At 60.0% G+C, this 13033-nt stretch carries 14 protein-coding genes; 1 reads left to right on the forward strand and 13 read right to left on the reverse strand.

What is annotated here, in order from left to right; genetic code table 11:
- Nucleotides 1-59: 59 nt before the first annotated feature.
- The 13 genes from AC1DD7_RS06820 to AC1DD7_RS06880 all read right to left on the reverse strand — a co-directional run bounded on the left by AC1DD7_RS06820 (nucleotide 60) and on the right by AC1DD7_RS06880 (nucleotide 11595).
- Nucleotides 60-782, reverse strand: a complete 723-nt coding sequence (locus AC1DD7_RS06820) for an aldolase/citrate lyase family protein (protein WP_477514344.1) — start codon at nucleotides 780-782, stop codon at nucleotides 60-62.
- Nucleotides 783-795: 13 nt separating this feature from the next.
- Entirely contained in the window at nucleotides 796-1221 is a 426-nt protein-coding gene (locus AC1DD7_RS06825) for a cupin domain-containing protein (RefSeq protein ID WP_477514345.1), read from the reverse strand.
- Nucleotides 1221-2153 carry a polysaccharide deacetylase family protein gene (locus AC1DD7_RS06830; protein ID WP_477514346.1) on the reverse strand — a complete coding sequence of 311 codons (933 nt, stop codon included), beginning with the start codon at nucleotides 2151-2153 and terminating at the stop codon, nucleotides 1221-1223. Before AC1DD7_RS06830 ends, AC1DD7_RS06825 begins: the two co-directional genes overlap by 1 nt.
- A gap of 38 nt (nucleotides 2154-2191) precedes the next feature.
- Nucleotides 2192-3016 (reverse strand): MBL fold metallo-hydrolase, encoded by an 825-nt coding sequence (locus AC1DD7_RS06835; protein WP_477514347.1) that lies wholly within the window; start codon nucleotides 3014-3016, stop codon nucleotides 2192-2194.
- Nucleotides 3013-3777 (reverse strand): MBL fold metallo-hydrolase, encoded by a 765-nt coding sequence (locus AC1DD7_RS06840; protein ID WP_477514348.1) that lies wholly within the window; start codon nucleotides 3775-3777, stop codon nucleotides 3013-3015. The genes AC1DD7_RS06835 and AC1DD7_RS06840 overlap by 4 nt, the downstream gene beginning before the upstream one ends.
- A gap of 34 nt (nucleotides 3778-3811) precedes the next feature.
- Nucleotides 3812-4489, reverse strand: a complete 678-nt coding sequence (locus AC1DD7_RS06845; RefSeq protein ID WP_477514349.1) for a cysteine hydrolase family protein — start codon at nucleotides 4487-4489, stop codon at nucleotides 3812-3814.
- A 79-nt stretch (nucleotides 4490-4568) separates the two neighbouring features.
- Nucleotides 4569-6164: an ABC transporter substrate-binding protein gene (locus AC1DD7_RS06850; RefSeq protein WP_477514350.1), complete on the reverse strand. Its 1596-nt coding sequence runs from the start codon at nucleotides 6162-6164 to the stop codon at nucleotides 4569-4571.
- A gap of 28 nt (nucleotides 6165-6192) precedes the next feature.
- A complete protein-coding gene (locus tag AC1DD7_RS06855) occupies nucleotides 6193-7023 on the reverse strand; it encodes an MBL fold metallo-hydrolase (RefSeq protein ID WP_477514351.1) in 831 nt (276 codons plus the stop codon).
- 9 nt (nucleotides 7024-7032) lie between these two features.
- Entirely contained in the window at nucleotides 7033-7860 is an 828-nt protein-coding gene (locus AC1DD7_RS06860; protein ID WP_477514352.1) for an MBL fold metallo-hydrolase, read from the reverse strand.
- Between the two features lie 48 nt (nucleotides 7861-7908).
- Entirely contained in the window at nucleotides 7909-8994 is a 1086-nt protein-coding gene (locus AC1DD7_RS06865) for an ABC transporter permease (RefSeq protein WP_477514353.1), read from the reverse strand.
- Entirely contained in the window at nucleotides 8991-9794 is an 804-nt protein-coding gene (locus tag AC1DD7_RS06870) for an ABC transporter ATP-binding protein (RefSeq protein ID WP_442004759.1), read from the reverse strand. Before AC1DD7_RS06870 ends, AC1DD7_RS06865 begins: the two co-directional genes overlap by 4 nt.
- A gap of 2 nt (nucleotides 9795-9796) precedes the next feature.
- Entirely contained in the window at nucleotides 9797-10711 is a 915-nt protein-coding gene (locus AC1DD7_RS06875) for an ABC transporter ATP-binding protein (protein ID WP_442004758.1), read from the reverse strand.
- A complete protein-coding gene (locus AC1DD7_RS06880) occupies nucleotides 10708-11595 on the reverse strand; it encodes an ABC transporter permease (protein ID WP_477514354.1) in 888 nt (295 codons plus the stop codon). The genes AC1DD7_RS06875 and AC1DD7_RS06880 overlap by 4 nt, the downstream gene beginning before the upstream one ends.
- Nucleotides 11596-11967: 372 nt before the next feature.
- Between AC1DD7_RS06880 and AC1DD7_RS06885 the strand changes: the two genes are divergently transcribed.
- Nucleotides 11968-13029 carry a branched-chain amino acid transaminase gene (locus AC1DD7_RS06885; protein ID WP_477514355.1) on the forward strand — a complete coding sequence of 354 codons (1062 nt, stop codon included), beginning with the start codon at nucleotides 11968-11970 and terminating at the stop codon, nucleotides 13027-13029.
- Nucleotides 13030-13033: the final 4 nt, after the last annotated feature.

Consider the following 13033-nt stretch of genomic DNA (forward strand, 5'->3'; position numbering starts at 1 on the left):
CTTGGATGCCTTTTTGAAGACACCGGATTCAAGGGCCACCGCGCCCTTGGCAAGGTTGCTCACGCCGCCCTCAACCCGGCGTAACCGGTCAACATGGAAGCAACCTCTTTCTCCCAATACACGGCACAACGGTCAGCCCCACGGCGAAAAACTGTCGCCGCGGCAGCCATGGCCGGCGCCGGAACTCCGATGCTGTAACCGGCCCCCGCAACAATGTCCACCACATGCTGGATGGCTTCCTGCAAGGCTTCCGGGCGCTCTTCTCCATGTCGGCGGAGGTCTGCGCCCAGGTCAGTCGGGCCCACCCAGCCTCCGCCAAATGCGTCACTGTCAACGAACTCCTTGACGCGTTCCACAGCTTCCGCCGTCTCGAACAACACGGTGAGCAAAGGAGAGGAAGAATAATCCATGCCAAAGGACGAAGCTGGGGTGACCTGGTGGGGGCGCGATCCCACGGGGGCGTACCTCGTAGCTTCGTAGGCCTGTTCGAGTTGGTCTACCGTCCGGACCTGCGGAAGGACGATCTCCCCTACACCGGTGTTGGCGAAAGCCACCAGGGTGTTCGGTTCCAAATCCGGTACGCGCACTGCCACGTGCACCCCGGAGCCAGCCAGGCGCTGCACTACATCGCGGCATTGCCCGACGGAAATCCCTGTCTGTTCAGCATCGAGGACCAGGAAGTCCACCTCGGTGTGCGCGAGGAGCGCCAGCAAGGTAGGAGTGGGGTCGGCGGTGATGATGCCAACGCTGCGTTTTAGGATCGAAGACTGTTCCTGGGTCACGTGTGGATCCTCCTCACTCATCCGGGACGAATTGCCAGTCAGCAGGCTTGCTCACCCCAACAACAAGTTCCACATTTTCCGAACCGTCGTTGGTAAGTCCGTGCGTAGTCCCGCGTGGGATGTAAATGCCATCGCCTGGTTTTGCCCGGTACGTAGTGTCGCCAAGATGAACGATCGGGGTTCCGCTTAGGACAACATAAAACTCTGACGCGTCCGGGTGATGGTGGCATAGATGGTGCTGACCGGGAAGGATCCGACCCCAGCTGACGCACAAATCATCAGAACCACTAAGGTCCCGGGAGATGAGTGTGCTGACCAGCCCTTGATCGCGCTGACCGTTGAGTCCTATCTTGTCCAGGGCAGTAAAGCCTTGCTCGTGGACGTTGTGCACCAGGCGATCGATGTTGATCGTGGCTGTTTGCCCGTCGCCTGTTCCCATTACGCCGCCCCCTCGAAAGCAGCCTCGGCGGAACTGGCGTTGGCCTCCACGGGTGGGTGCTCCATCCACCACCGTGCGATCTCCTCGCGGGTGGCGAACCAGACTCCCTCTTTGGCAAGGGCGTACTCCAGAAAACGGCGCACTCCATGGGCGACGCTGGGCCGGCCGCCGATCCTCAAGTGCAGCCCGACGGACATCATCTTGGGCACGGTTTCGCCCTCAATCAGCAGGCAGTCCAGAGAGTCCTTCAGCACGTTGAAGAAGTCCTCTGCGGTGCCCAAGCTCCCGTTGCCCCAGAAGCGGGCATCGTTCGTGTCACCCGAATACGGCACTACCAAGTGATTGTGCGTGCCCGCCTTCACATAGTAGGGAAGGTCGTCTGCGTAAGAATTGGAATCGTAAAGGACGCCTTCCTCGGCCAGGATGGTCCGCGTGTTCTCAGTGATGCCCTCACGGACATACCAGCCCACCGGCCGTACTCCGGACACAGCCTCGACGGCGGCCAAGGACTTCCGTATTTCGCGCCGCTCTTCATCCGGCTCCATTCCCACGGTTCCGCGCCACTTGTAGCCGTGGGCACAGATCTCATGACCGTCCCGGACAATAGCCAGCGCCGCGTCCGGGTTCCGTTCCAGGGCAGCTCCGCAAGCCATGACAGTTGCTGGTACGTGGTACTCCCGCAACATTCCCAGGTACCGCCAAATGCCGACGCGGCTGCCGTATTCGAAGAAGGACTCCTTCATAAGGCTGCGCCGCGAGGGATCAGAGGACCACCCTCCAAAGATCGAAACGTCCTCGTCCCGCTCATCGCCGGCTTCGATGGAACTTTCAGCGCCTTCCTCGTAGTTCAGCACCAAGGAGACGGCAACCTTGGCGCCATGAGGCCAAGTGACAATCGGGGGGTTCTCCCCATATCCAATCAGGTCCCGCATTGACTCTCTCCTTGCTGATCATAGTGACGGGGGTTCATTTAGAGCCTCCGCCCTTCGTAAACCTTGCGATGGGCAGCCAGCGATGTCGTGAGCATGCCCTGGACGTCGTCAATGACGTTTCCGTGGGCAGGCCCTATCAAGCTGGTTGGGTAGTCCTCCAGGGCTTCCTCGATGCTTCGGAACGCCGTGCCCACATCAACGAACTTGGTCCAGTAGAGGGCGCGGCCCGTACCATACGCCGCCTGTTCCACGGACGGCGGTTCGGGCATTTCGGTGGAGAGCAAACGGCACTGCCCGGGCAGATGCACGGGTTCATCGTCCTCATCCGGTCCTGGTATGTCGTGGATGTAGGAAAAGCCATCGGAAACGAACATGATCCCCGCACCGGAGTCGTAGCCCCAGAGAGTGTTCTCCAGGTCACGAATGTAAGCAGGAAGGAAATGGAACTCCCTGTCCCCCAGAGCAACCGACTCCCCAGCACGCTTGGCTGTCAGGCGGTCTGCATACTCGGGGAAATGAAGTGCGTAATCACGAACGTCCCCAACGACGACGGCCGACGGATAACGCTCCAACAGGACCGGAAGATTGCCAGCATGCGGGATTTCCGGATGCGTCGGGAAGACGTAGTCCAGCGATCTGCTTCCAAGCGCATTCTCCAGTTCGGCCAGGACGGTATCCCGATGCGCGGGATCTCCCGTGTCCACCAGGATGGATGCTTCGGAGCCCATCACCAGGTAAGACGAAACGTGGTAGTGGACTTCCTGTCCCTCGGCGCTGGCGGACAGGCATCCGCCCAGCCAATACACCCCTTCTGCGATGACGCGGCCCTTGGTTGGCTCCGCGCCCGGAACGTCGGCACTCACTGAAGACCCACCTTCCTGATCGCCTCGGCCAGGGCGTCGGCCTCGGAGGCAGATTCGCCTGCGCCGACGATCGGCTCCCCGTACCCGGGGCCGATGGCCGCAACCTGTCGCCGAAGGATTACTTCTTCAACGTCCCCTGCAATGTCCCTCGTATCCGCCTGGGCAAACCATTGGAATTTCTGCAGCCCCGCCTCAGCAGTCGAGCTGCCCGGGTAACGATGGGTGAAACCGTCCGAGGTCAGGAGCACCTTGGAGACTGGATCGAAGATCCAAAGCGTCGGCAGCAGCCGCATCAACGGCGACACGAACTCCAACGTCAGGCCATCGATAACCTCCACCTCACGCGAGGTTCCAGGATTGACCATGATGCGCTGCGGTGACGCACTCATCCTCGGCACCGTAATTCCGCCCGTGTACCAGACCGATTCGACGTTGAACCGCGCTTCGATGGCCGGAAGGTTCAGGCAACATTCCATTTCTGTCCGTGTCAGCACCACAGCCAGCCGTTCCCCCTGTTCCAGGAGTGAGTCCAACTGCTGGATGATTTCAGCTTCATGAAGCCGGATGCCTGTGTCGACCAGCACTGAGCCGTTGTCTCCCTTAATGAGGTAGCAATTCACGGGCTGGATGGTCCGGGTCCCCGGCGGGCACCAACTGACGTTTTCGTCCAGGACGATACTTGCTCCCAAACGGTGAACACGGTCTCCAATGAGGCGGTGGGCGCCGGTGACCGCCGCCCGCTGGGCTGTGCGTGGATTCAACGGCTTCTCCTCTCTATGGTTCTCGTCAGTTGAATCAGGAGTCTGCGCCGGCCGAGTCCCAAACCTCAATGGCCTGGTCCAGCGTGCAGACATCGTGGCGGGCCCTCATGACAGTCAGCGCAGCGTCGTGGACCACGGTGTCGTAGGCGCCTACAGCATCCTCGATCAGGACCGCGTAGAAGTCGTTATGGACCGCATCACGCAGCGTAGCCTCGACGCAACCACCTGTGGAGACGCCCACCAAAGCGACCGATTCAATGCCCTGGCTCCGGAGAAGGAGGGCCAATTCCGTGCCTACAAATGCGCTTGGGCGGCGCTTTGTGATGATGACTTCGCCCTCTTCGGGCATGCATTCGGCGCAAAACTCCGTAGCCGGATCGCCCTTGAGGCTGAGCCTGCCAAGATCGATCGGCCGCCCGTTGGCAGCCGTGTACAAAGCCCGCAGCCACGCTGGAGGCGAGCTGGCGCCGTCGGGAAGGTTTTCGACCCGGATGTGGAAGATCGGAACACCGTTCTTCCGGGCCGACTCAATTGCCCTGCCGCAGCGCTTGGCCACGGAAGGCATCATGCTCAGGTCGTGGCCGGAATCGCCAATGGCACCGCCGGCGTAGACAGCCCCTTCCTGCATATCGATAACCACAAGGGCCGTAGTGGCTGGATCCAGTAACTCCTGCAGGGTGTCGCGGACCTGCTTTCCGCAAATTTCAATCATCGGAAGTCCTTCTTCTGTAAGGTGATGCCGGCCGGGTTTCGACGGCGACCGACCGGCACCACTCGTAACTACTGGCGGCCTAGCGGCCCAGGGAATTGAAGTAGATTTGGCCATTGGTCAGTGGAACCGCGCCCGAGAGACCTTCCCTGGTGACCAGCACTCCCCTGGTTTCAACGAGCGACAGAATGGCTGCACCCTCATCCACCAGCCCGGCCATCTTCTTCAGGAGGCCATCACGCTTCTCCGTTTCCTGGTCCGGAGTTGCTGCGAGTTCGCTGCGTGCCTTATCGAATTCAGGGTTGGACCAGCCGGTGCTGTTGCTGGGGGCGGCACTGCCGTAGAACGCGTAGCTGTAGAAGGCGGGATCGGCAATGACGATCGGCTCCGAGTACAGCACTGCCTGGTAACGGCCGTCGATGAGCGCAGTCGAGAAGTCGGTGGAGCTGGCCACATTCTGCAACTGGACGTCGATGCCGACTTCCTTGAGCATGGACTGGATCAGGACCGCGGACTTGGCCGCCACAGGCCCCGGACGCGTAACGCTGTAGCTGAGGGTCATCGGGAAGCCATTGCCGTATCCGGCCTCGCTGAGCAGCTTCTTGGCTTCGTCCTTGTTGAACTTGTAGATCGCAGATTCGTCAACATTGGGGAAGATCGACTTTGCGGGTTCGCCGAAGCCTGCGTACGCACCCTTGATCAGCGCTTCGCGGTCGATAGCCATGGAGACCGCGTGCCGAACCTTGGGATCGGCAAGTGGACCGGTCTTGGTGTTGATCATCATGGTGTCGCGGGTCTGGCTGGGGCAGTTCATGACAGTCACGCCCGGAGACTTCTCCAGTGACTTGTACTGGTCGTATTCAAAGCCATTGGCTACCTGTACTTCGCCGGTTTCGACCAGCTGGCTGCGGGTAGCGGTGCTCTGGACAGCCTTGACGGCTACCCGCTTCACCGTGCCGCGAGTGCCCTCCCACTGAGGATCCGCCGTCACGGTCAGGGATGCACCGGGAGTAAATTCTTCCAGCTTCCAGCCGCTGTAATCGGCGAGGTTCTTCGAAAGCCAGGCGTTGGCGGTGGGGTCATCCGCCGTCGCATGCTTCTTTGCTTCCGTGCTGTCGTGGATGTAGAAGAGGTTGTTTTGCAATGATTCTTCTGTGTAAGAGGTAAGTCCGGTGGTGTTCAGCTGGAAAGTGTGCTCGTCGATCACCTTGACCAGGTTGTCAACATTGAAGCCGCTGCTCTTCAGCGTCCCCTTCATAACCGGCTGACGCTTCATGCCGATATCGAAACTCCATCGGACGTCCTCGGCCGACAGGGTGTTTCCAAACTGACTCGTGAGCTTGCGAAGGGTGACAATCACGCCCGTTCCGTCAGGGCTTGGTTTGGCGCTTTCGGCCAGGCGGCCCGATACTTCTGTGGACGGCGCGGGGCACGACTTGCCGTCGCTTGTTCCCATCTTGTATTCGAGGAGTTGCGAGCCGAGTCCACTGAGCACTACGTGCGACGCGCTGCCTCCCCAAGGCGCCGGCGTCAGGCTGTCGGGCAGGGCGCCCACGGCAACAACAACGTTTTCTATGGATTTGGTAGCTGCAGTTTGCGGGGCTGGACCTCCGCAGGCAACAAGGGATGTGGTGAGGGCAATTGCAGCGCCTCCGGTGAGCAAACGCAGACTTTTCATGAAGGTGGCTCCGTTTATTGGGGGGAAGCTACGACTGTGCAGTCTCGTAGCGGTAAGCCCGCTTGTGGCCCGCCCGAATGATGGGCTCCACGTCGCGGATGTTGCTAATGAAGTTGCCGTGGGTGGGGGCCACGGAGGTGACGCCGAGTTCATCAATAAGATGAAGAACGCGATCGTAAACTGCGTCTGCGTCGTTTGCGAAGCGCGCCCAATAAAGGGCGCTTCCGGTGAAGAAGGCGGCGTTCTCGACGGCGATGGGAACCTGCAGTTCGCCGGTGGTCAAACCGCATTCGCCGGGGAGGTGTACTGGGTCTTCGTCGTCGAGTTCGGGACGGTGCATGTAACAGAAGCCGTCCGCAGTGAAGAGCACGCCTGCTCCAGGGGCAAATCCCCATTGCGTGTTGGGCAGGTCCCGGATGAGGGCCTCCACAACCACAAACTCCTGCCCACCCAGATCCACTTTGTCGCCAGGCACCTTTGCGTGGAGATTCGGAACGATCTGCGGGTAGAACAAGTGGTAGTCGCGGGTGTCGCCCACCACCTGGATGTTCGGATACTTCTCCACCAGCCTGGGCAGGTTTCCGGTGTGGGGAAGCTCAGGGTGCGTGGGGAAAACGTAGGTCAGCTCGCGTCCATCCAGCAGCTCGTCCAGAGTGCTTGAAATGATCGGCCAGCTGGACGGGTTGCCAGTATCGACCAGGATGGACGAGTGTTCTCCCTGGAGCAAGTAGGTGGAGTTATGGCCGTGGATTACGCGGTCGGCCAAGTGGAACGGGAGGCAGGAACTCATCCACGTGACGCCCTTCGCGACGCTGCGTGGGAGGTCGCTGCTCATCGTTTCTACGAGTTGTTCTTCCATGATTCTCTCCTAAACCAACTGCGGGGTGAGGGCGTCGAGCATGAAATCCAAATGCCGCCGCACCACGTCGCGGCCCTTGAGAACGCAACCGCGGGAAGGGGCAATGATCTCGGGGTCCAGGGCGTGGAACTTTTCCTGCAGCCATTCCCTCAGGGGTTCGCATGTGGAGCGCGGGATCCACTCGTACTTCGCATACAAGTGTCCGGCCACCTGTTCCACCGTGGTGGTGTCCTCCACGGTGGAGTCGATGATGCGCTGCCCGTCGGGCCGATCCATAACACCGTGCGTGAAGGTATCCGAGGTGAACAGCGTGCCTGTCTCCTGGTCCCAGCCCCAGAACGTGGGAAGGAGGCGCAGCAGGGGCGATTCCACTTGGAGCACGCGATCGGGCGCTATCTCGATCTCGGCAGCCCGGGCAAGGGAGTCACCCTCTTCGGTCCTGTGTGCGTCGATCTGGTGGCGCCTGCCTCGAAGTGCCATCCGGCTCAGGTCATCGAAGGCATCGAAGGGGTTGATTACCCCGCCAGTGAAGAGCCGCTCGATGTCGAACCGCCCGGCGATCGGTTCGAGGTTGGACACACAGTCCATCTCGCTCCGGGTGAAGAAGATGGATACTCCCCCGCCTTCACCAATAAGCTCCGCCAGGTCCTCGAGGATCTCGTCGCTGTGGACAGCCAAACCTGAATCAACCAGAAGGCGGGAAGTTCCTTCGGTCAGGAGGTAAGCGTTCGACGGCTGGAAGCCTGTTGCACCTTCTGGAACCCAGCTCACGCGGTCGTCAAGCGGGATGTTTCCGCCGAGGACCGTCAACTTGTCTGCATGCAATGAAGTGAACATATCTTCAATCTATTGAATCTGAAGGTTTTGTCAAGGATTTTCTTAGGGCTAGCCCTGCTGCACAACGGGCTCCACCGCTGGCTGTGCCGCAGGGCCCAGCTTCGAGGGACGCTTTACCCCGTGGACGACGTTGTTTCGGGTCCTCGGATCGAGGAGCGTGATAAGGGTGTCCAGCAGCACGTACCCAAGGAGGCTCGTGGCACCCATGATCAGCACGAATCCTTGGATGACGGGTACATCGCCCTTAAGCACTCCGTCCAATGACCAGCCACCAACGCCTGGCCAGGAGAAGACACTTTCCACAATTGCCGCGCCGCTCAGTGCAGCAGCGAACAACAGCACCATGTAGGTCATCAAAGCCCCGCGCACGTCGCTGAGCGCGTAACGGAATACCTGCAGCGGCTTCAATCCGCACGCCCTCGCAAACTCGATCTGCGGTGAGTTGAGCACTTGGAGGAGACCTGTCCGAACGGTCTTTCCAAAAGGAGCCGCAAAAAACAACCCCATGGTAATGATCGGCAGCACCGCCCTGCTGAAAATGGACTGCATGGTCCCCCATTGCCCGGCGAGCATGGCATCCAGCGCCAAAGATCCCGTGACTTTGGGTGGAGGGATATCGGAGCTGGACAACATACCCAAGGGTGCGGGGGCCAAATGGAGTTGTTGGTAGAAGATAAAGAGGAGAAGGAGCGCCAGGACAAACTCCGGCATGGCCATCAGGACAGAAACGCCGGCCGTGAATGCTTTGTCTGCCGGGCGCCCATATCGGTAGGCCGCAAGGGTGCCCATTCCCATGCCTATGAGCAGGGCCAGCAAAAGCCCAGGCACAAGATAGACAAGCGTGTTGGGCAACCGTGTCCAGATCTCACTCGAAACGGAGCTTCCCGTGAAGAACGAATTCCCCAGGTCCCCACTCAAAGTACGGCCAATGTAGTGGAAGTAGCGTTCCCAAAATGGCTGGTCCAACCCAAGCTGGGCATTGATGCGGGCGATATCAGCTTCAGTGGCATACTCGCCGAGGAGGGCCACCGCCGGGTTGCCGGGGAGCAAGGAAACCAGGCCAAAGCTCAGGCTAATGAGCCCCAACAGGAGCAGGAACGCAATAACAAGACGGGAGAGGATGTAGCGGATCATGCCATGGCCTCCTTGGCTCCTGGGTTATAGGGAATGGGAGGCATCGCCGCGGACATCAGGGTCTGGGTGTAGGACTCTTGGGGATTTGAAAGAACGTCATCCGTGGAACCCGTCTCGACGAACCGTCCCCGATGCATTACAGCCACGCTCGTACAAAAGTGACGGACTGTATCGATGTCGTGGGAGACGAAGACGTAGGTCAATCCCCTGGCCACTTGGAGCTTGGCCAGCATGCGCAGGATTGATGCCCGGATCGTCAGGTCCAGCGAGGACGTCGGTTCATCCAGGACTATCAACGTCGGGTCAGTCACCAGGCAGCGGGCGATTCCCACCCGTTGCTGCTGGCCACCACTGAGGTTCGCGGGACGCCTGCTGAGGAATTCCTGGGACAATCCCACTTCTTCGAGCGTTTCCGTGACACGGCGCAGACGTTCAGCCCGCGAGCCGTATGTCTTTGCAACGATCAGAGGCTCCTCGACAATCTGGCGGATCGTCAAACGGGGGTTCAGTGACGCGAAAGGCTCTTGGAAGACTATCTGCCAGCGCCGGCGTCGTTTCCTCAGCTGTGCTTTCGACAAGCCCCGGATGTCCTCGTCTTCCAGGAGGATGGTTCCGGAATCTGCTTCAATGAGCCTAAGAATCAGGCGGCCCAGCGTGGACTTGCCGGAGCCGCTTTCACCAATGATCCCCAAGGTTTCGCCCCGTTCGACGGCAAGTGAAACTCCGTCCACCGCCGTGACAAGCTGCCCTTGGGGGCTTCGGAACGTTTTCCGAACATCCTTCAGTTCGATGATGGGCATGGCTAGGCACTCCTGGACGGGGAGAGAACGGTGGGTTTTGTTATGTCGGCACTCTTCGGCTGTGTGCCGTCAGGCCTCTCGGCTCCTGGCTCTGCCGTGGGAGTCGCAGCGGCTTTCGGCTGTACAGCGGCTTTCGGCTGCACGACAGAATCAAGCAGGGACACGGTGTAAGGATCCTTTGGGTGGACAAAAACCTCGGACACGGGACCATGTTCAACAATCCGGCCGCGGTACATCACAAGGACGCGATCGCAATAGTTGGCCACCACTCCAAGGTCATGGGTGACGATCAACATCGATCGGCCACTCCCCTTCGTCAACCTGGTGAGCGTGTCCAGCACTTGCCGCTGCACAGTGAGGTCCAGCGCCGTCGTCGGTTCGTCGGCAATGACCAGGCGTGGGTTGAGGTAGAGCGCCATGGCGATGACAACGCGCTGTGCCATGCCGCCACTGAGTTCGTGCGCATAGCCACGAATAACGCGTTCGGGTTCGTTGACGCCCGAGGAAGCCAACAATTCGAGCGCACGGCCACGTAATTCACCGTCCGCTTTCAGCCCGTGGGCCTTGGCAATGTTCGCGAACTGCTTCTCGATCCGGACAACGGGGTTCAGTGCGCTGAAGGGGTTCTGCGCCACGAAGCCGATCTCCTTGCCGCGGATATGGCGGATTTGACGCTCCGGTAAGCGGATCAGATCCTGGCCATGGAATTCGGCAGTACCTTCCATGACACGACCGGGAGGCATCAGCAGCTTGATTACCGAGCGCACCACAGTGGACTTCCCTGATCCCGACTCGCCCACGATGCCTACGACTTCGTTGGCGCCGACATCGAAGGAAATACCGTGCAGGGCCCGCGTTACGCCGCCCCGGGAGTGGAACTCGGTCACGAGGTCCTGTACGTGGAGTCCTGTCATCATCGTGCCCTTTCCACTCGCTCGATCTTGGTTTCGATTCCCCCTGCGATCACGTTGAGTGAACCAATGGCCAGGAGCATCGCAAGGGTGGGAAAGGCAGCAGCCCACCATTCCCCGCGAATCAGCATGCTGACACCGTCGTTGATCATTGCCCCCCAGGTAGGCGTAGGAGGTTTCACCCCTACGCCAAGGAAGTTCAAGGCAGCAATGGTTCCGAGCGCATTGGCAGCGGTGAGCGTTGCCTGCACCAGGACGACGCCATAGGCATTACGGAAGATGTGGTTGAAGGCGATGCGGATGGGTGAACAACCAATCGCTGCCGCAGCCTCCACATAGCGTGCGGACCGAAGTGCCAGGGCCGCAGCGCGGGAAAGTCGCACAAATCTGGGCGCGGCCACGATAGCAATTGCAAGGACCACATCCGTTGGCCCACCGCCCATGAGCTTGATGGAGACCACTGCGATCACGATGATCGGAAGGGCTGCGAAGGCGTCAATGACGCGCATGATGACATCGCCGAGCTTGCCACTGGTTGCGAACAGACCCAAAGGAACGCCAACCACCAGCGACAACGCTGTGGCGGCGAGCGCAACTGGCAGGTCAAGCTTCGCGGCCTCGATGGTGCGGGAGAAAATATCCATGCCGTTTCCATCAGTTCCGAACCAATGGGTTCCGTTGGGTGCAATACCAATGGCGTCTGTATCCGGACGTAGCGGGTCGTGCGGCAGCGGAGCCACCATAGCCATCAGCGGTAACCCCACAATGATAGTTACGGCGACGGCAACCATGATGGTGCTGGATCGGTTCATCAAGAGGCTCTGGCCCCGGCGGGCCCACCCGGTGACTCGGAGGCCGGGCGATGTACGCGGAAGACCTTGAATGCTCATGGAGCCTCCTCGCGGAGTCCGTGCGTGGTTGAGAGGCAATCCCCAGGCTTGCTCCGGTTGAGCCCACTCACAATGTATTGAAGATCGTCCTGACTGCGGATCGGTGGCTGGTGCATGTTCAGCTCCTGTTCGGACCTTGACGGGCCAGAGCCTCATATCAAAGTCTCATCACTTTATTGAATTTGACTGTAGCGCCAAGTGTGACGAATTGCACTCCTTTTTTGGAAAATCGCCGGTTTGGCGCCGCTGCGAGCCCGGATGGCAGATTCCTCGGTGATTGCGACTCCTTCGACTACGCGAGCCCAGAGGCGAGCCACAAGACACGTACGCATCATTGACACCGCCGCCAACTGTCTTCAATATAGTGATTAAGTGCCGCTTGAGATGAAGCTGGCTGCTGTCGACGCCTCCAGCGCAGATGAAGCCGCCAGCGCAGATGAACGAGGAACGGAACCTACAATGGACGACTTTCAAGAAGCAGCAGCCGCAGTTGCCACTCGGCAGCCAGCTCCAGCCCAGCCAGTGAAGTACCTTCTCCACGACGGCGAGCTGGTGGACTATGCCGATGCCCGCCTCCATGTGCTGAGCACATCGCTGAAGTACGGCGTCGGGGTTTTTGAGGGCTTCCGCGCGTACTGGAGCGAGGACGACCAGCAACTGTATGCCTTCAGGGTGGCCGACCATATGAAGCGACTGATCGATTCCATGCGGGTGGTGGAAATAGACGGACCGCAGGACATCGGCCAGCTCGGCGAGCAGCTGCTTGGACTCATTCGCGCCAACGATCTGCGGGGCAATCTCCATATGCGGGCACAAGTATTTGTCGACTCAAAGGATGGCAAGCCGGAAGACACGGGTCCCTCAACAGTCTTCATGGCAGCCATTCCCATGGGCAACTACTTCGGCGCTACCGGACTGGATGTGCAAATCAGCAGCTGGGCCCGTCTCTCCGATCGGTCCATGCCACCCAGGGTCAAGTCGATTGCCAATTACCAGAACGGCAGACTGGCCCTGCTGGAAGCCAAGCGGAACGGTTATGACGCGGCACTGCTTCTCACCGAAAGTGGCCATGTGGCTGAAGGGGCCGGTTACAACGTCTTCATGGTCCGCCAGGGGAGGCTATGCACGCCCCCTGTAACCGACAGCATCCTTGAGGGAATCACCCGGGACAGCGTCCTGCACCTTGCCCGGACCGAATTGGGCCTGGACGTTGACGTCCGGGCCATCGACCGCACAGAACTGTACTCAGCTGACGAAGTCTTTGTCTGCGGCAGTGCCGCAGAGGTAAATCATGTGGCCTCGGTTGACCGCACCACTATCGGCAAGGGAACCGCCGGGGACCTCACCCGCAGCCTCCAGGACCTTTACCGGAGGGCAGTGATCGGGCAGGTCGCCCAGGACCAGAAATGGGCTATCCCCGTCTACCCGTCCTGAATGG

This window comes from Paenarthrobacter sp. 10L412 (assembly GCF_056395565.1).